The organism is Pseudomonas sp. F-14 TE3623, assembly GCF_053629015.1.
Genome location: NZ_JBRJHM010000001.1, coordinates 6416994 through 6433534, shown reverse-complemented (window position 1 = coordinate 6433534; position 16541 = coordinate 6416994). Strand labels below are relative to the sequence as shown.

Below are 16541 nucleotides of genomic sequence, written 5' to 3'. Positions count from 1 at the left end.
GCCTCGTTTACCTTTCTGTACAGACTACGCCGTGGTTCAAACCTGTACAATATTGTTTTTTGGTATAACTTTTAGCGTTCTCGTTCTGACAGCTTGGCCTATTGTTAAGCACAGAGCCTGCCCGATACCAAAGATCCCTGCTTATAAAAATAGACTAGTGATCAGGGTAAAACGCCACGCGAGGAAGATGTCATGCACATATTGCTGACCGGCGGTACTGGTTTGATAGGACGTCAACTCTGCCGACACTGGTTGAGCCAGGGACATCGCCTGACGATCTGGAGTCGCACGCCTGCCAAAGTCGCCAAAGTCTGTGGCACTCAGGTTCGTGGAATCGCACGGCTTGAGGACTTGGGTCAAGAACCGGTGGATGCCATTATCAATCTCGCGGGGGCACCGATTGCCGATCGGCTCTGGACTCATAAACGCAAAGCGTTGTTGTGGAGCAGCCGGATCACCCTGACCGAAACTCTACTTTCTTGGCTCGAAAGCCGCGAGCAGAAACCGCAGGTATTGATTTCTGGCTCCGCGATCGGTTGGTACGGCGACGGTGGTGAGCGGGAGTTGACCGAAGAATCTCCACCGGTCATTGATGATTTCGCCAGCCAGTTGTGCGTCGCCTGGGAGGAAACCGCGCAGCGCGCCGAAGCCTTGGGCATTCGCGTGATCCTCATTCGTACCGGGTTGGTGCTGTCTGCCGAGGGCGGCTTTTTGTCGCGGCTGCTCTTGCCGTTCAAACTGGGGCTGGGCGGGCCGCTCGGCAGTGGTCGGCAGTGGATGTCGTGGATTCATATCAAGGATCAAATCGCCCTGATTGATTTTCTTCTGCACCGCAATGAGGCCAGCGGTCCATATAATGCCTGCGCGCCCAAGCCGGTGCGCAATCGCGAATTCGCCCAAACGTTGGGTAGCGTGTTGCATCGTCCGGCGTTCATGCCGATGCCGACTCTCGTGTTGAAGGTGGGCCTGGGCGAGTTGTCATTGTTGCTGCTGGGTGGCCAGAAGGCCATGCCGGCTCGCTTGCTGGAAGCGGGCTTCACTTTCCAGTTCACCGATTTGCGCGCGGCGTTGGACGATCTGTCCAGCCGCCTTAAGAAATAGGACGTTGCATGACCGATCACGCGTTGCTTCTGGTCAACCTGGGTTCACCCGCTTCCACCTCGGTGGCGGATGTGCGCAGCTACCTCAATCAATTTCTGATGGACCCGTATGTGATCGACCTGCCGTGGCCGGTGCGGCGTTTGCTGGTGTCGCTAATCCTGATCAAGCGGCCAGAGCAATCGGCTCACGCTTACGCGTCGATCTGGTGGGCGGACGGCTCGCCACTGGTGGTACTCAGCCGTCGTCTGCAACGGGCCATGACCGCGCAGTGGACCCACGGGCCGGTGGAACTGGCGATGCGTTACGGCGAGCCGTCTATTGAATCCGCGCTGGTGCGGCTGGCTGCCCAAGGGCACAAAAAAGTGACTTTGGCGCCGCTCTATCCGCAGTTCGCCGACAGCACTGTGACCACGGTGATCGAAGAAGCCAAGCGGGTGGTGCGGGAGAAGAAACTCGACGTGCAGTTCTCGATTCTCCAGCCGTTCTACGATCAGCCGGAATACCTCGACGCCCTGATGGCCAGCGCTACGCCGTATTTGCAGCTGGATTACGATCACCTGCTGCTGAGCTTTCATGGTTTGCCGGAACGGCACCTGACCAAGATCGACCCCACCGGTCACCATTGCTTCAAAAGCGATAATTGCTGTCAGAACGCGTCATCGGAAGTATTAGCCACCTGCTACCGCGCTCAATGCCTGCGCACTGCGTCAGAGTTTGCCCGGCTCCTGGGCCTGCCGGACGGCAAATGGTCGGTGTCGTTCCAGTCGCGTCTGGGGCGAGCCAAGTGGATCGAACCCTACACCGAAGCGCGCCTTGATGAGCTGGCCAAAAGTGGCGTGAAGAAAGTCCTGGTGATGTGCCCGGCGTTCGTTGCCGATTGCATCGAAACTCTGGAAGAGATTGGTGATCGCGGGAAGGAGCAGTTCCTCGAAGCGGGAGGGGAGGAGTTGGTGCTGGTGCCGTGCCTCAACGATGATCCGCAATGGGCCAAGGCGTTGAACGCATTGTGTGAAAGAGCGCCGTTGGCGCTTTAAAAGCATCGCGGGCAAGCCCGCTCCCACAGGTATTACGCTGACCTTGTGGGAGCGGCGGTGCGGCGGTCCGACTTGCCCGCGATGGCGTTCTTGAGACCTGCTTAGATCAGCGGCTCTTCCGCCTTCTTGTGCTTCCAGCTGTCATGGCCCGGCAGCAACAGGTTCAGCGCAATCGCCACCACCGCGCACAGCGCGATGCCTTTGAGGCCGAAATCGTCCGGGCCGGTTCCTGTGCCGACCAGCACGCCACCAATCCCGAACACCAGCGTCACCGAAACAATCACCAGATTGCGTGCTTCGGCCAGGTCGATCTTGTGGCGAATCATTGTGTTCATCCCCACCGCCGCAATCGAACCGAACAGCAGACACAGAATCCCGCCCATCACCGGCACCGGTATGCTTTGCAGCAGGGCGCCGAACTTGCCGATGAACGCCAGGCTGATCGCAAAGATAGCCGCCCAGGTCATGATTTTCGGGTTGTAGTTTTTGGTCAGCATCACCGCGCCAGTCACCTCGGCGTAGGTGGTGTTGGGTGGGCCGCCAAACAGTCCGGCGGCGGTGGTGGCAATGCCATCGCCGAGCAGGGTGCGGTGCAGGCCGGGTTTTTTCAGGTAATCGCGACCGGTCACGCTACCGACCGCGATCACGCCGCCGATGTGCTCGATGGCCGGGGCCAGGGCTACCGGAACGATGAACAGAATCGCCTGCCAGTTGAATTCCGGCGCCGTGAACTGTGGAATCGCGAACCACGGTGCAGCAGCAATCTTTGCGGTGTCGACTACCCCGAAATAGAACGCCATGGCAAAACCCACCAGCACACCGGAGATGATCGGCACCAGGCGGAATATACCTTTGCCGAACACCGCGACAATCAGGGTGGTCAGCAGCGCCGGCATCGAGATCAACATCGCCGTCTGATAAGGAATCAGCTCGGTGCCGTCACCGGCCTTGCCCATCGCCATGTTGGCGGCGATCGGCGCCATGGCCAGACCGATGGCGATGATCACCGGGCCAATCACCACCGGTGGCAGCAGGCGGTCGATGAAGCCGGTGCCTTTGATCTTCACGGCAAGGCCGAGGAAGGTGTAGACGAAACCAGCCGCCATCACACCGCCCATGGTCGCCGCCAGGCCAAACTGGCCCTTGGCGAGAATGATCGGCGTGATGAAGGCAAAGCTCGAGGCGAGAAATACCGGCACCTGACGCCCGGTGACGATCTGGAACAGAATCGTCCCAAGGCCTGCGGTGAACAGCGCCACATTCGGGTCGAGGCCGGTAATCAACGGCATCAACACCAGCGCGCCAAAGGCCACGAACAGCATCTGCGCACCCGATAGCACTGTGCGCCAGAGCGGATCGTTGAACGCTTGCTGCATGCTCAAGCGTCCTTCTGCTTGGTGCCGAAGATCTTGTCACCGGCATCGCCCAAGCCCGGGATGATGTAACCGTGTTCGTTCAGTTTCTGGTCAATGGAGGCGGTGTAGATGGTCACGTCCGGGTGAGCCTTCCCCACAGCGGCGATGCCTTCAGGGGCGGCCACCAGGACCATCGCGCGGATGTCCTTGCAGCCGGCCTTTTTCAGCAAATCAATGGTGGCGACCATGGAGCTGCCGGTGGCGAGCATCGGGTCGATGATCATCGCCAGGCGTTCGTCGATTTCCGGCACCAGTTTTTCCAGGTAGGTGTGGGCCTGCAGGGTTTGTTCGTTGCGGGCTACGCCCACGGCGCTGACTTTGGCGCCCGGGATCAGGCTCAGCACGCCTTCGAGCATGCCGATACCGGCACGCAGGATCGGCACCACGGTAATTTTCTTGCCGGCGATTTTCTCCACCGACACCGTGCCGCACCAGCCTTCGATGTCGTAGCTTTCCAGTGGCAGGTCTTTGGTGGCTTCATAGGTCAGCAGGGCACCGACTTCCTGAGCGAGCTCACGGAAATTCTTCGTGCTAATGTCGGCGCGGCGCATAAGGCCAAGTTTGTGACGGATCAGCGGATGGCGGATCTCGAAAATGGGCATGGGAAAGGCTCCGGCGGCGGGCAAAAAAACCGGCCTAGATTAATCTATCCGAGGGTGTTGTCCTATAGACATTCAGAACGTTAGTCCACAAACGCTTGATCTGGCCTCGCTTGATGCGTACCTTTGCCCGCTTTTCCTCACTTAGTCCCCCCGTTACCACCCCCAGGAGAGCGCCATGTCCGCTGATCTCGAGCATATCCGTCAAATCATGCGAGAGGCTGACTGCCTGTACACCGAAGCTGAAGTCGAGGCGGCCATCGCCCGCGTCGGTGCACAAATCAACGATCAGCTGGCTGAACGTAACCCGGTGGTGTTCTGCGTGATGAACGGCGGGCTGATTTTCTCCGGCAAGCTGCTGACGCATCTGAACTTCCCGCTGGAAGCGTCCTACCTGCACGCCACCCGTTATCGCAACGAAACCAGCGGCGGCGACCTGTTCTGGAAAGCCAAGCCGGAAGTCTCGTTCATTGACCGTGACGTACTGATCATCGATGACATCCTCGATGAAGGTCACACCCTGGGCGCGATCATCGACTTCTGCAAACACGCCGGCGCCCGCGCTGTGCACACCGCCGTGCTGATCGACAAGGACCACGACCGCAAGGCTCGTCCGGACCTGAAAGCCGATTTCGTCGGCCTGCCGTGCATCGACCGTTACATCTTCGGTTACGGTATGGACTACAAAGGCTACTGGCGTAACGCCAACGGGATTTTTGCCGTTAAAGGCATGTAAACAGGATGACGGTCTGGGGGCGATTTGCCGTCAGGCGCGTTGAGGCTTGAATATAAGGCCTCACATCAGGATGCGTGCGCAGTTTGCTTGAACTGCGCGCTCAGTCCTGTCCGGCAAGCCAGCGTTCGCTTTTGCGTCGAGCCTGTTCCAGATTATTCACGTAGGCCAATTTGCGCTGTTCCCGATGGATGCCCGCGCGTCTGAGTTTCAGGCGTACCCGTGGAGCAGTTCCGACCAGAATCAGGCCGATGCCGTCGGTGCGGTAATCCCTGAGGATATTGTCGAAGGCCGCCAGCGCCGTCATGTCCAGCATGGGCACGGCACTCATCTCGACGATCACCACTTTGACCTCCGGGCTGAATTTGCGCAGCACGCCCAGGGCTTTTTCCGCCGCGCCGAAAAACAGCGGCCCGCGTATCGCATAGCAACGAACATGCTCCGGCATATCCTGCAAGGCTTGATGGAACTCGCGAGGCAGTTCGGCGGTGTCCGTGAGGTCGCTCATGCGTTTGATGAACAAACCGGCGGCCAGCAGCAGGCCGACGGCGACGGCCAGCACCATGTCGAACAGCACCGTCAGGCTCAGGCAGGTCAGCAAGACCAGCACATCGCTGCGTGGTGCAATGCGCAAGGTGTGCACGACGTGCCGGGCTTCGCTCATGTTCCACGCCACCATCACCAGCAGTGCCGCCAGCGCCGCCATCGGCAAGTAGCTGAACAGGGGAGCGAGGACGAGTATCGCCAGCAACACCACCGCACTGTGGATAATCGCCGCTAATGGCGAAAAAGCCCCGCTGCGCACGTTGGTGGCGCTACGGGCGATCGCCGCGGTGGCGGTAATGCCGCCGAACAGCGGTGCGACCAGGTTACCCAGACCTTGACCCAGAAGCTCGGCATTGGGGTCGTGTTTGCTGCCCGTCATGCCGTCGGCCACCACCGCGCACAACAATGATTCGATGGCACCGAGCATGGCGATGGCAAAGGCAGGCGCCATTAATTGGCGGATCAGGTCGTAAGACAGGTGCAGCGGCTGGCCGTAGGGCCCCGGCAGATTCCACGGCCAATCGAAGCTCGGTAGAAACGGCGGTATGCCGGGATGGCTGACGCCATCGACGATATAGCTGAAGCGCTCCCCCAGCGTCGCAACCGGTAACCCGCCGCTTTCCAGTGCCACCCCCAGCAATGCGCCGACGGCCAGCGCCACTAAATGCCCCGGAATCCTCGGCACAAAACGCGGCCAGACGATCAGCACCGCCAGGCACATGACACCGATGATCCCGTCCCCTAGACGAGCGCTGGGTAACGCCTGGAGCAGCCCGCCTAATTGCTCGATGTAATGTTCGGCATGCCCGGTGGTACTCAGGCCCAGCAAATCCTTTAATTGAAGGGTGGCGATGACAATGCCGATCCCGGCGGTAAAGCCCAGGGTCACTGGATAAGGGATGTACTGAATCAGCCGTCCGGCCCGAATCAGCCCCAAGGCAATCAGGATTGCCCCGGCTAGCATGGTGCAGAGCAGTAGGCCACCCAGGCCATATTGTTGCGTGATCGGCAGCAGTATCACCACGAATGCGGCAGTTGGCCCGCTGACATTGAAGCGCGAACCTCCCGTCAGAGCGATCAGGGGCGCGGCGATCAGCACCGTATACAGACCTTGCTGGGGCGCTACCCCCACCGCAATCGCCAGGGCCATGGCCAGAGGGATGGCGATAATCCCGACCGTCACCCCGGCGCTGATATCGCCGCGCAAACGTCTGAGGCTATAACCTGCGCGCCAAGTCTGACGCCAGGCGGCGAATAACGGGGGCATGGAGAATGACATAGGTACTCCACAACAGAGGGTGCACTGTCGAAATGGGGCTGAAAGCTCTTTCAGTATGCCCAGCCTTGTCTTCCAGAGTATTGACCTGGATCGGTGATTCGCCGGGTAGATCCTCATGCTAGAGTGCTCGGCCCCGCCCCCGGAGCCATCCATGAGCCTTTTGATCCGCAGCTGCGCCGCCCTGTTGCTGACCGTCAGCCTGCCCCTGGCCGCCACCCCGTCGCCGATGCATGCGCAGTTTTTGCCCCCGGACGACCTGACTCTGCGTGACGCCGAACCCGAGCAGCAGCAACTGTTGCAGATCACTGAGTATTCGGTAGTGATCGGCAGTCAGCGCCAGTCCAACCAACAGCCGATCCCGGTCACATCGCCATTGCTGATCCGCCTCAAGGGCAAATCCTTGAACAAGGGCGCGACCATCAGCCAGGTGCTGGTCAACTTCGATGGCGAAAGCAAAAGCCTGAAAAAACCGATCTACGATGAAAAAAGCAAAACCCTGACGCTCTATTACCCGTTGGCTCAGTACCGGGTGGTGATCGACTTGTTGCGCAATGACACGGTGTATTGCCAGTTCCTCAGTTACGCCAACGGCCATATCTGGGCCGATTTGCACACAGGCAGCGTTCGTCCGCGTTGAGCCTGGCGCCTGCGCAGGGGTAAACTGCCCGCCCCGTGAAATGTCTGCGAGCTGGAGTCGGCAATGCGTAAAGATAAGAAGCAAGTGATTGGTGACGAGATCGGCGATGAGCAGATCAAGCTGTTCCTCGATTTTGAGCCGGTCGACGCCACTTCACCGTCGCTGCACAAACTGATCAAGGCGTACCGTGGCCTGCGCATCGATGACTTCGAGCGTTTTCTGACATTCTTTGTTGAAGCCGGCTATGACCTGGATGGCAAGGATGAGCACGGCAATGACTTCGTCGCCCTGATCAAGGATCAGCGCAACGCGGCGGAATACATCGAGCTGATCAACAAGGCTCGCGGTTAGATCAAAAGACCAGGATCAAAAGATCGCAGCCTGCGATCTTTTTCCAAGACTGACGAAGATCCATAAAAAAACGCCCCGCCTTCAATGAGGACGGGGCGTTTTTTATGCGGCCGAATCAAGCGTAGCTTTCGGTCTCGTTACTGGCTTCAACCAGTTCCAGCGCGACGTTGTTGTGCGCATTGATCTTGCGATACAGCGCAGCGTCGGTTTCCAGAACCTTTTCCCGAGCCGGGAAGATTTCTGCCAGCTTGGCAGCCCATTCACTGGACGCTTTGTTCGGGAAACATTTTTCGATCAGCTCAAGCATGATCGAAACAGTCACCGAAGCGCCTGGTGAAGCGCCGAGCAGGGCGGCAAGAGAACCGTCCTTGGCTGCGACCAGTTCGGTACCGAACTGCAGAACGCCGCCTTTCTTCGGGTCTTTCTTGATGATCTGCACCCGTTGGCCGGCCACTTCCAGGCGCCAGTCTTCGGCTTTCGCCAGCGGATAGAAGCGACGCAGGGATTCCAGGCGCTGTTCCATCGACTGCATCACTTCGCTGACCAGGTACTTGGTCAGGTCCATGTTGTTTTTGGCCACGGCCAGCATCGGGCCGATGTTGCCGGCGCGGACTGACATCGGCAGGTCCATGAACGAACCGTGCTTGAGGAACTTGGTGGTGAAACCGGCGTAAGGTCCGAACAGCAGGGACTTCTTGCCATCGACCACGCGGGTGTCCAGGTGCGGCACGGACATCGGTGGCGAACCTACCGCAGCCTGGCTGTAGACCTTGGCCTGGTGGTGCTTGACCACTTCCGGGTTATCGCAACGCAGCCATTGGCCGCTAATCGGGAAACCGCCGAAGCCTTTGCTTTCTTCGATACCCGAAGCTTGCAACAGTGGCAGTGCCGCACCACCAGCGCCGAGGAACACGAATTTCGCATCGACGTCACGGCTATTGCCGCTGTTGACGTCCTTGATGCTGACGGTCCAGCCACCGTTGTTACGCTTCAGGCCAGTCACGCGCTTGCAGTACTTGACCTGGGCATCGGGTGCGCTGGTCAGGTGCTTGAGCAATTGGTTGGTCAGGGCGCCGAAGTTGACGTCGGTGCCGTTCATCACGCGGGTGGCGGCGACGACTTCGTCAGCCGGGCGGCCCGGCATCATCAACGGCATCCACTCGGCCATGGTGGCCTTGTCTTCGGTGTATTCCATGTCCGAGAAGGCGTGGTGCTTGCTCAGCGTCTTGAAACGTTCCTTGAGGAAGGAGACGCCGTCGTCGCCCTGCACGAAGCTCAGGTGCGGCACCGGGCTGATGAATGACTTGCACGAGCCGAATGTGCCTTTCTTGGTCAGGTAGGACCAGAACTGCTTCGACACCTCGAACTGGGTGTTGATGTGCACGGCTTTCTTGATGTCGACGGTGCCGTCGGCGGCCTGTGGCGTGTAGTTCAGCTCACACAGCCCGGCGTGACCGGTACCGGCGTTGTTCCACGGATTGGAACTTTCCGCGGCACCGGAATCCATCAGCTCGACGACTTCCAGCTTGATCGCGGGGTCGAGCTCTTTGAGCAGTACCGCAAGGGTGGCACTCATGATGCCGGCCCCAACCAGTACTACGTCGACTGCTTCGTTATGCGCCATTTAACGCGTCTCCAAAATCTGCAGCACCAAATTGTCGGCATAGCTGCCAGGAGTGACGGGGCGTGTCAGTGATGCCCCAGGTACCCATGGCCAGGATCGCCATGTCCGAATCTTCGCAATTTTTCGCAACTTCGACGGATGCATGCGGCCTGGCCTCAAGAGTCACATGAACTCATTTCGGCGCGCGGCTGGCAATTCGACTTATGGTCGAGACATCCGTTTGTGCAACCAAATCCGTAGCGGACAGGCTTCAGGCTCCGGTGTTCGAGGAATACTCGGTCCTGTGTCGTTGGGCTGTTGTAGACGCTAATGGTGCATGTTCAGACGCAAAACTATTCATTTGCTCGCCACACTCTTGTGAAGTTGTGAAAACCCGTTTTTTTCACGCTCTTTTGAAGACGTGAACCTCAAAAAAGGGCTGTCCCAGCCTGGCACCGTGCCCGGATGGATTGCCGCCATGGGATACATGACAAGCAAAACGGGCAAACAGCTCAGTGACCGAGCGTAATGACAGCTCTGCAGATTCGCGAAAAGTGGTGTTTTTGCTTAGGGAACAGCAAGCGCGCCAGCTTCACTCGATCTGTGTGGGCGGCTCTCTGTGGGCGGTGCGGGGGTGTCAATACCGAGGCATTAACGATGCTGCGAGGCCCGATCAGGAGACGTCCTTATAATCGGGGGGAGATTGTAACGAAGAAACGCAGGGAAATGGTCGTGTTTAATGACTTTTATTAGGCGTCCGGTCAGGTGGTCAACAGTTGTTGCGCCCGCGCACGTGGCTGGCGCTGGCTGACACGGGCGCTGGCGGGCAGGGGATGGTGCAGCCAGTTGAGGCGGATTTCTTCGATTTCGACCCAGCCATCGCCCATGGGCTGAAGGCTGCACTGTTTGAATGCCTGGCAACGGCCATCGCGGTCGAGCAGGGCAAAACAGCGATGCAGTGGACGTGGCGCGAACATCGAGATGAGAAAACGCATGGCAAAGTACCTTGTGGGGTGACTGCTGTGAAGGTTGCCAGTGAGCCATGACGTACATGTGTAAGGTCGGTGACAGATGTGTGACAGGAACCGCGCTGTGCCGGGTTTGTCAGAGATTTCAGTAATCGTTGCTGGACGCTAGTTCGCCGCAGTGGCGCACCGCTATACTGCGGGCCTGTTTGTGCCTGATTCTGGAGAGAAGAGCATGTTGCAACGCCTGTTGTTCGGTTTGATCACTGTGACCAGTTTGACCCTCGTCGGCTGCGCCCACAGCCCGCAACAACTGAACCCGGAACCCAAGCTGACGGCTCAGCTGGCGCCGGTCGGCCGTGGACAACCGGTGGTGGTGCGTGTGGTGGACGGTCGTCCGTCGCCAACGCTGGGGACTCGTGGTGGTCTGTATCCGGAGACCAGTGCGATCACTGTGCAGGGCGCGCAGATTCTGCCGAAGTTGCAGGCTCAGGCTGAAGCCGCCGTGCGCTTGCTGGGCTTTACCCCGACGGCCAATGCGCTGAATGCACCGCAATTGACCGTGACACTGGCCGAGCTGAAGTATCAGTCGCCCAAGGAAGGCCTGTATGTGACTGAGGCAACGATTGGCGCGACGTTCCGTTCGGATGTGCAGAATGCCAACCGCCGTTACAGCGGTCGTTACGGTGCGTCGCTGGATCAGCGTTTTGGCATGGCGCCGAATCAGGAAACCAATACCAAGCTGGTCAGTGATGTATTGAGTGATGCGTTGACCCGCTTGTTCAAGGACCCGACGATTGGTCAGGTGCTTGCCGAGTAACGGTTTGCGGCTTGTTTAAAGAACCCGGTGTCAGTGATGGCGCCGGGTTTTTTTGTGTTCGCAGATTCATTGTGGAGCGAACCTGCTCGCTCAGGAATCAGGCGCGTGGCGCAGGCTTCGACACGACGCTCAAGCCGCCTCCGAATAAAAATCCAGAACACTCACCCCCGTCAGCAAATCCGTCTCCGGCAAATCCGCATGTTGATGCCCGCCCAGCGCGCAATACACCAGCCAATGCCGGTCCTGTACGTTGAAGGCGAGGCTGCCGACTAAAGTTTGTTGTTCGTCGCTTTGGGCAATGAGGTAGAGGCGGTCCTGGTTTTCGGCGTGGAGCATGACGGGGTCCGTGTCGGTTTCGAGGGGCGACAGACTGGCGGATTCAGATGACGGCGCCGTGACACAGGACAGTAATCGGCTAAATGGTTTCGTTATTTGTCGGAAAGCCGGGGCAGGTCGGAGCGCTTTCGGTAGAATCCGCGCCGTGGTCGTCGGTCCGGCGTCTGCTACACCGGTTTGCCTGAGGTTTGTGATGTCGCTGCAATTGATTTCGCTCTTTACTGCTCATCCCGCCAAATTGATCAATTTGCTGGCCTTGCTGTTCGCCTTCCCGGGCGGCTGGTTACTGCACGCCACGCGTCGTCGCGAACAGCGCGCCTTGGCCAGTATCGAAGCGCAACGCCAAAGTCGTCCCAGTGAAGAGCCAACGCTGGATTGGGCGACCTTGCGCATGAACCGTTTTTTCTACCGCTTCGGTTTCGCCTGCCTCGGGATGGCGTTGCTGGTGTCGTGGATCAGCACTCGCGTCTAAAGATCTGACATGACCCCTGTGGCGAGGGAGCTTGCTCCCGCTGGGCTGCGAAGCGGCCCCACCCACCCCTTGTTGTGTCCGACACATCGCGAGCACTGACTTTACGACTGCTATGCAGCCGGGCGGGAGCAAGCTCCCTCGCCACAGGTGCCTGACTGTCCTGTCGCATCAAGACAAACAAAAACGGCACCCGAAGGCGCCGTTGTCGTATCCAACCAAAATCGCTTACAGCGGCAACCCGGCCTTCACCCGATACTGATTGCGCACCGGCGTCGCATATTGCAGCACCAGATACGGACGATGCTCCTCAGGGCAGGCATCCAGCCGACGCTGCCATTCTTCCTGAGCCTTGGCCAGTTCGTCCGCCGCAAACACCTCGGCCGCTTTCGGCACCTGCAGTTGCGGGTCGGCGTCTTTCCACTGCGCATACGCCAGGTAGTGCGCCGGGAACAACCGGTAACCGCTGAGGATCTGCTTGTCCATTTCGATCGCCAATTGCTTGGTGTCTTCGAACAGTTCAGTGATCGGCGCGGCGAAGTTCACGTGGACCCGGCCTTTGTAACCGGTGATGCCTTTGGCGATGCTGACGTCATCCTCGCCCGGCACCTTGGAGTAGCTGCCGGTGGTGGCGCGGATGTACAGCTCGCGGGCCTTGGCCTGGTCGCACGGGTCGTATTCGTAGCTGATCGACACCGGGGTGAGGTTCAGCGAGCGGATGACTTCGCCAAACGGCTCGTCCTTGCGGCTCATGTGGAACATCTTGAGGATCGCCGACTCGGTGCGGTCGTCGCCGTCCTTGGCTCGGCCTTCAGCCTGGGCGATCCAGATCGAGGCGCAGTCGTTGCGGATCGAGTGGTTGATGTACGCCGACAACAGCTGATACGCCGCCATTTTTTCCCGGCGACCGGTGATCGAGCGGTGCACGATGAAGCTCTTGTTCAGGCGCATCAAATCGCTGACAAAAGGCTTTTGCAGCAGGTTGTCGCCAATGGCAATGCGCGGGGTCGGCAGGCCGGCGTGGTACACGGCGTAGTTGACGAAGGCCGGGTCCATCACAATGTCGCGGTGGTTGGCGATGAACAGGTAGGCGCTGCCGGACTTGAATTGCTCCACGCCGGTGTAGGTCACCCCGTCCGTGGCGCGCTCGATGGTGTGGTCGACGTAAAACTCGACTTTGTCCTGCAAGGTGGCCACCGACGTGATGCCGGCGAACTCACGGCGCAGCCGATGCGCTATAAGAGGTTTGAGCATCCAGCCGAAGGCACCGGCATAGCGCGGGAAGCGGAAGTGGATGAGGATATCTAGAAACGCCTTGTCACCAAGTAACCGGTTCAGTACTGCCGGGACTTCGCTGTCGTCGTAAGGTCGGATGGCATCGAATTCGCCCATCATGCTCTCTTGTTAGAAACGGCTAGGGTAAGTAAAGGTTTTGATAAAAAACCAACGGGGCACGGTCTGAAAAGGTAGCCAGACGAAAATAGCCCTGCAAATAGACCGGCGATTATACGCACAAGTCACCCGGGAGACCGCGATGCTGGAAACCGAGCGCTATGAATGTCCATATTGCGGTGAAGAGGTCGAGGCTGTTCTGGACTTGTCCGGCGGCGATCAGACCTATATCGAAGATTGTCCTGTGTGTTGCCGTCCCATTACTTTTGTTTTGCAGACTGACGGTCATGAATGGTTGCTCGAAGTTCACAGCGAAAACGAGTGAGGGTCTATGCAGCGCATCTACGAACCGGAAAACCTGATGGAGGGCGAGTTGCTGCAAGGCATGCTCGCCAGTGAGGGCATCGAGGCGCACCTGGTTGGGCGTGATTTGGTCGGCGGCACCGGGGAGTTGCCGATGTTCGGCCTGCTGGGCTTATCGGTCGATAATGATCAGGCCGAATACGCCCGGGAGCTGATCACCGCGTACAATGCCGCGCTGCCGCTGTCCGGTGATGAACCGGACAGTTTTCCCGGCACGCTGGTCTGTTAGGCTGACGTTCGTTTGATCAAGAGTCGTATTGCCCCATGTGTGGACGTTATGCCCTGTTTCGCTGGAACCCCGCTTTCGCGGCCCTGCCCGGATTCCCCGCCGATCAGCAGGCCCAGTGGAATATCTCCCCCAACGATTCGGTGTTGATGCTGCGTGCCGGCGCTGACGGGCAACGTGAGTTGGCCCGCGCCCGCTGGGGCCTGACGCCGCCGTGGCTGACCGACCTGTCCCGCACTCCGGCCCATGCCCGCGCCGAAACCGTTGCCGAACAACCGATGTTTCGCGAAGCCTTGCGCCTGCGTCGTTGCCTGCTGCCAGCCAATGGTTTCTACGAGTGGCGCGGCACCACCCGTAAACGTCCGTACTGGTTGACCCCGGGGGAGGGTTCGGCGCTGTTCTTCGCGGCGATTTGGGAGGCGTATCCGGTGCAGGAGCAGGTGTGGTTGAGCACGGCGGTGATCACCCAGCCGGCTTCGAGTCAGCGTCGACCGTTGATTCTCGATGCGGCGGGGCAGGAAGCCTGGCTCAACCCCGAAACCCCGTTGCATGCCTTGCAGGCGTTGCTGGCCAGTGAGCCCGCGGCGTTGCGTGAGCGGGTGTTGGCGAACCTGGTGAATGATCCGAAGCTCAATGGGCCGGAGTGTTTGACGCCCGGCTGATCTGTTGTCTGGGCTGACGTCATCGCGGGCAAGCCAGCTCCCACAGGGATTTGTGGCGTTCACAAAACTTGAATGAGTCATTGCGGACCTATGTTCGGCCGTGGCGTGCTGTGAAATTTATCTTGGGTTGAAGAGTCTTATACGAAAGTGCGTGCTACACGTCCGTTGTATCTGGCGCCGATACAAATCCCCACCTAGGATACCCGGCATGTTTCCAGGGAGCTTCTTGATGAATAAGACATTGGTTTTGTGTGCACTGAGCGCAGGTTTGCTGCTCGCCGGTTGTCAGTCGGTCAACACCACCAGCGGTGGCGCCGTAGGGGTTGAGCGCAAGCAGTACATGTTCAGCATGTTGTCGACCTCCGAGGTCAATCAGATGTACGCCCAGTCTTATCAAAAGACCGTCGGGGAGGCGAACAGCAAAGGGGTGCTGGACAAAACCAGTAACGATGCGAAGCGCGTTCAGGCGATCTCCAAGCGGCTGATTGCCCAGGCGCCGGTGTTCCGGCCGGATTCGGCCCAGTGGCAATGGGAAGTGAACCTGATCAAGAGCGACGAGCTGAATGCCTCCTGCGGGCCTGGCGGCAAGATCATTTTCTACTCCGGGCTGATCGACAAGCTGCAACTCACCGACGACGAAATCGCCGCCATCATCGGCCATGAAATTGCTCACGCCTTGCGCGAGCACGGTCGTGAAGCGATGTCCAAGGCTTATGGTATCGAAATGGCCAAGCAGGGCGCCGGTGCGTTGTTCGGTCTGGGCGAGGGCAGCCTGGCCCTGGCGGACACCGTAGCCCAATACGGCATGACCTTGCCCAACAGTCGCAGCAATGAAAACGAAGCAGACTTGATCGGCCTCGAATTGGCTGCCCGCGCCGGGTACAACCCGAACGCCGCGATCACCCTGTGGAACAAGATGAGCAAAGCCTCGAATGGCGCGCCGCCAGAATTCTTGAGCACTCACCCGGCGTCGGCCAGTCGGATTTCTGCCTTGCAGGCGGCGATTCCGAAGGTGATGCCGTTGTACGAGAAAGCACCGAAATCCTGATAATTATCGGGTGAGGTTACTGACGCCTTCGCGAGCAAGCCCGCTCCCACAGTGAGTTTTTGGTGTACACAAAACTTGTGTTCACACCGATCAAATGTGGGAGCGGGCTTGCTCGCGAAGAACGATGACACGGTCTAATGACTTACGGCGTCAAACCCACCCACTGCTCTCCATCGCCTTGTACACCGCAACAATCGCCAGGATCAGGAACGCCGACGCCGCCAGGCGACGGATCAGGGTCAAGGGCAGTTTGTCCGCCGCAAAGTTACCTGCCAGTACCACCGGCACGTTGGCAATCAACATCCCGACGGTAGTGCCGATGATCACCAGCCACAGGTCCGGGTATTGCGCGGCGAGCATCACCGTTGCGACTTGGGTCTTGTCGCCCATCTCCGCGAGGAAGAACGCAATCAACGTAGTCAGGAACGGCCCGAATTTGCGGGCGGTGCTGGCTTCGTCTTCGTCCATTTTGTCCGGCACCAGCGTCCACAGGGCCGTAGCGGTGAAGCTCGCGGCGAGGATCCAGTGCAACGTCGCATTCGAGAAGAAACTGCCGAACCAGGCGCCTACCGCACCGGCTGCCGCATGGTTGGCCAGGGTCGCGGCGACGATGCCGGCGATGATTGGCCAGGGCTTGCGAAAGCGGGCAGCGAGAATGAGCGCGAGCAGTTGCGTCTTGTCGCCGATTTCGGCCAAGGCAACGATTGCGGTGGGAACGAGCAGGGAATCCAACATCATCAGGGTTTTCCTAAGGGGCGGGTCGACACGGCTATGACACGTACAGCCTTCCCGCCCCGGGTAAGGTGTTCGTGTCATAGGTCTTGTCAAACCCTGCGATCCGTCTGATGCGGACGCTTGGGTCGCATACGCCATGGTCTGAGGACCAAGTATGTTGACGTATGCCGGACGAGCATGGCGCTCGTGGGAGACTACTCCCCTAGGACGGAGCGGATTCTGCCTAG

General features: G+C 59.1%; 19 protein-coding genes and 1 riboswitch. Of the genes, 11 read left to right on the top strand and 8 right to left on the bottom strand.

Going from position 1 to position 16541, the window contains the following annotated elements; all coding sequences use genetic code 11:
* Window positions 1-192: 192 nt before the first annotated feature.
* Window positions 193-1101 (top strand): TIGR01777 family oxidoreductase, encoded by a 909-nt coding sequence (locus AB7M29_RS29710; RefSeq protein WP_454248588.1) that lies wholly within the window; start codon window positions 193-195, stop codon window positions 1099-1101.
* 8 nt (window positions 1102-1109) lie between these two features.
* On the top strand, window positions 1110-2135 hold the full coding sequence (hemH, locus tag AB7M29_RS29705) for a ferrochelatase (protein ID WP_454248587.1): 1026 nt from the start codon (window positions 1110-1112) through the stop codon (window positions 2133-2135).
* Between the two features lie 101 nt (window positions 2136-2236).
* Here hemH and AB7M29_RS29700 read toward each other — a convergent pair whose 3' ends face one another.
* Together AB7M29_RS29700 and upp are read right to left on the bottom strand one after the other, a co-directional pair.
* Entirely contained in the window at window positions 2237-3511 is a 1275-nt protein-coding gene (locus AB7M29_RS29700; protein WP_454248586.1) for a uracil-xanthine permease family protein, read from the bottom strand.
* 2 nt (window positions 3512-3513) lie between these two features.
* A complete protein-coding gene (upp, locus tag AB7M29_RS29695) occupies window positions 3514-4152 on the bottom strand; it encodes a uracil phosphoribosyltransferase (protein WP_454248585.1) in 639 nt (212 codons plus the stop codon).
* Window positions 4153-4327: 175 nt separating this feature from the next.
* Here upp and AB7M29_RS29690 point away from each other — a divergent pair, with 175 nt between their 5' ends.
* On the top strand, window positions 4328-4885 hold the full coding sequence (locus AB7M29_RS29690; protein ID WP_052965782.1) for a hypoxanthine-guanine phosphoribosyltransferase: 558 nt from the start codon (window positions 4328-4330) through the stop codon (window positions 4883-4885).
* Between the two features lie 100 nt (window positions 4886-4985).
* Here the strand turns inward: AB7M29_RS29690 and dauA are convergent, their stop codons facing one another.
* Window positions 4986-6707, bottom strand: coding sequence for a C4-dicarboxylic acid transporter DauA (gene dauA / locus AB7M29_RS29685; protein ID WP_454248584.1), 1722 nt, complete (start codon window positions 6705-6707; stop codon window positions 4986-4988).
* Window positions 6708-6858: 151 nt separating this feature from the next.
* Between dauA and AB7M29_RS29680 the strand changes: the two genes are divergently transcribed.
* Together AB7M29_RS29680 and AB7M29_RS29675 are read left to right on the top strand one after the other, a co-directional pair.
* Window positions 6859-7344 carry a hypothetical protein gene (locus AB7M29_RS29680; protein WP_217858838.1) on the top strand — a complete coding sequence of 162 codons (486 nt, stop codon included), beginning with the start codon at window positions 6859-6861 and terminating at the stop codon, window positions 7342-7344.
* Between the two features lie 63 nt (window positions 7345-7407).
* Window positions 7408-7695, top strand: a complete 288-nt coding sequence (locus AB7M29_RS29675) for a PA4642 family protein (protein ID WP_052965776.1) — start codon at window positions 7408-7410, stop codon at window positions 7693-7695.
* 115 nt (window positions 7696-7810) lie between these two features.
* Here the strand turns inward: AB7M29_RS29675 and mqo are convergent, their stop codons facing one another.
* The gene (mqo, locus tag AB7M29_RS29670) at window positions 7811-9319 is read right to left on the bottom strand and encodes a malate dehydrogenase (quinone) (protein WP_217858837.1); all 1509 of its coding nucleotides are present in this window, start codon (window positions 9317-9319) and stop codon (window positions 7811-7813) included.
* Window positions 9320-10059: 740 nt separating this feature from the next.
* Window positions 10060-10293 (bottom strand): hypothetical protein, encoded by a 234-nt coding sequence (locus tag AB7M29_RS29665; protein ID WP_008012002.1) that lies wholly within the window; start codon window positions 10291-10293, stop codon window positions 10060-10062.
* A gap of 205 nt (window positions 10294-10498) precedes the next feature.
* On the opposite strand from AB7M29_RS29665, the gene AB7M29_RS29660 reads away from it, so the two are divergent.
* On the top strand, window positions 10499-11083 hold the full coding sequence (locus AB7M29_RS29660) for a YajG family lipoprotein (RefSeq protein ID WP_007905851.1): 585 nt from the start codon (window positions 10499-10501) through the stop codon (window positions 11081-11083).
* Between the two features lie 129 nt (window positions 11084-11212).
* Here the strand turns inward: AB7M29_RS29660 and AB7M29_RS29655 are convergent, their stop codons facing one another.
* Entirely contained in the window at window positions 11213-11419 is a 207-nt protein-coding gene (locus AB7M29_RS29655) for a hypothetical protein (RefSeq protein WP_007939788.1), read from the bottom strand.
* Between the two features lie 193 nt (window positions 11420-11612).
* Here AB7M29_RS29655 and AB7M29_RS29650 point away from each other — a divergent pair, with 193 nt between their 5' ends.
* Window positions 11613-11891 (top strand): hypothetical protein, encoded by a 279-nt coding sequence (locus AB7M29_RS29650; RefSeq protein ID WP_454248583.1) that lies wholly within the window; start codon window positions 11613-11615, stop codon window positions 11889-11891.
* Window positions 11892-12116: 225 nt separating this feature from the next.
* On the opposite strand, the gene AB7M29_RS29645 is transcribed toward AB7M29_RS29650, so the two are convergent.
* Complete coding sequence (locus tag AB7M29_RS29645) at window positions 12117-13280, bottom strand: 1-acyl-sn-glycerol-3-phosphate acyltransferase (protein ID WP_217858835.1); 1164 nt, start codon at window positions 13278-13280, stop codon at window positions 12117-12119.
* 142 nt (window positions 13281-13422) lie between these two features.
* Here AB7M29_RS29645 and AB7M29_RS29640 point away from each other — a divergent pair, with 142 nt between their 5' ends.
* The 4 genes from AB7M29_RS29640 to AB7M29_RS29625 all read left to right on the top strand — a co-directional run bounded on the left by AB7M29_RS29640 (window position 13423) and on the right by AB7M29_RS29625 (window position 15579).
* Window positions 13423-13605, top strand: a complete 183-nt coding sequence (locus tag AB7M29_RS29640) for a CPXCG motif-containing cysteine-rich protein (RefSeq protein ID WP_052967976.1) — start codon at window positions 13423-13425, stop codon at window positions 13603-13605.
* Between the two features lie 6 nt (window positions 13606-13611).
* On the top strand, window positions 13612-13872 hold the full coding sequence (locus AB7M29_RS29635; RefSeq protein ID WP_038981600.1) for a putative signal transducing protein: 261 nt from the start codon (window positions 13612-13614) through the stop codon (window positions 13870-13872).
* 35 nt (window positions 13873-13907) lie between these two features.
* Entirely contained in the window at window positions 13908-14531 is a 624-nt protein-coding gene (locus AB7M29_RS29630; RefSeq protein WP_038981601.1) for an SOS response-associated peptidase, read from the top strand.
* Window positions 14532-14760: 229 nt separating this feature from the next.
* Window positions 14761-15579, top strand: a complete 819-nt coding sequence (locus tag AB7M29_RS29625) for a M48 family metallopeptidase (RefSeq protein WP_217858833.1) — start codon at window positions 14761-14763, stop codon at window positions 15577-15579.
* A gap of 150 nt (window positions 15580-15729) precedes the next feature.
* On the opposite strand, the gene AB7M29_RS29620 is transcribed toward AB7M29_RS29625, so the two are convergent.
* Window positions 15730-16314: a TMEM165/GDT1 family protein gene (locus AB7M29_RS29620; protein ID WP_217858937.1), complete on the bottom strand. Its 585-nt coding sequence runs from the start codon at window positions 16312-16314 to the stop codon at window positions 15730-15732.
* A 91-nt stretch (window positions 16315-16405) separates the two neighbouring features.
* Window positions 16406-16530, bottom strand: a riboswitch (yybP-ykoY riboswitch).
* Window positions 16531-16541 lie beyond the last annotated feature (11 nt).

Coding starts and splice junctions, on each gene's coding strand:
- AB7M29_RS29710 (WP_454248588.1), top strand. CDS start 193: ATGCACATATTGCTGACCGGCGGTACTGGTTTGATAGGACGTCAACTC.
- hemH (WP_454248587.1), top strand. CDS start 1,110: ATGACCGATCACGCGTTGCTTCTGGTCAACCTGGGTTCACCCGCTTCC.
- AB7M29_RS29700 (WP_454248586.1), bottom strand. CDS start 3,511: ATGCAGCAAGCGTTCAACGATCCGCTCTGGCGCACAGTGCTATCGGGT.
- upp (WP_454248585.1), bottom strand. CDS start 4,152: ATGCCCATTTTCGAGATCCGCCATCCGCTGATCCGTCACAAACTTGGC.
- AB7M29_RS29690 (WP_052965782.1), top strand. CDS start 4,328: ATGTCCGCTGATCTCGAGCATATCCGTCAAATCATGCGAGAGGCTGAC.
- dauA (WP_454248584.1), bottom strand. CDS start 6,707: ATGTCATTCTCCATGCCCCCGTTATTCGCCGCCTGGCGTCAGACTTGG.
- AB7M29_RS29680 (WP_217858838.1), top strand. CDS start 6,859: ATGAGCCTTTTGATCCGCAGCTGCGCCGCCCTGTTGCTGACCGTCAGC.
- AB7M29_RS29675 (WP_052965776.1), top strand. CDS start 7,408: ATGCGTAAAGATAAGAAGCAAGTGATTGGTGACGAGATCGGCGATGAG.
- mqo (WP_217858837.1), bottom strand. CDS start 9,319: ATGGCGCATAACGAAGCAGTCGACGTAGTACTGGTTGGGGCCGGCATC.
- AB7M29_RS29665 (WP_008012002.1), bottom strand. CDS start 10,293: ATGCGTTTTCTCATCTCGATGTTCGCGCCACGTCCACTGCATCGCTGT.
- AB7M29_RS29660 (WP_007905851.1), top strand. CDS start 10,499: ATGTTGCAACGCCTGTTGTTCGGTTTGATCACTGTGACCAGTTTGACC.
- AB7M29_RS29655 (WP_007939788.1), bottom strand. CDS start 11,419: ATGCTCCACGCCGAAAACCAGGACCGCCTCTACCTCATTGCCCAAAGC.
- AB7M29_RS29650 (WP_454248583.1), top strand. CDS start 11,613: ATGTCGCTGCAATTGATTTCGCTCTTTACTGCTCATCCCGCCAAATTG.
- AB7M29_RS29645 (WP_217858835.1), bottom strand. CDS start 13,280: ATGGGCGAATTCGATGCCATCCGACCTTACGACGACAGCGAAGTCCCG.
- AB7M29_RS29640 (WP_052967976.1), top strand. CDS start 13,423: ATGCTGGAAACCGAGCGCTATGAATGTCCATATTGCGGTGAAGAGGTC.
- AB7M29_RS29635 (WP_038981600.1), top strand. CDS start 13,612: ATGCAGCGCATCTACGAACCGGAAAACCTGATGGAGGGCGAGTTGCTG.
- AB7M29_RS29630 (WP_038981601.1), top strand. CDS start 13,908: ATGTGTGGACGTTATGCCCTGTTTCGCTGGAACCCCGCTTTCGCGGCC.
- AB7M29_RS29625 (WP_217858833.1), top strand. CDS start 14,761: ATGAATAAGACATTGGTTTTGTGTGCACTGAGCGCAGGTTTGCTGCTC.
- AB7M29_RS29620 (WP_217858937.1), bottom strand. CDS start 16,314: ATGTTGGATTCCCTGCTCGTTCCCACCGCAATCGTTGCCTTGGCCGAA.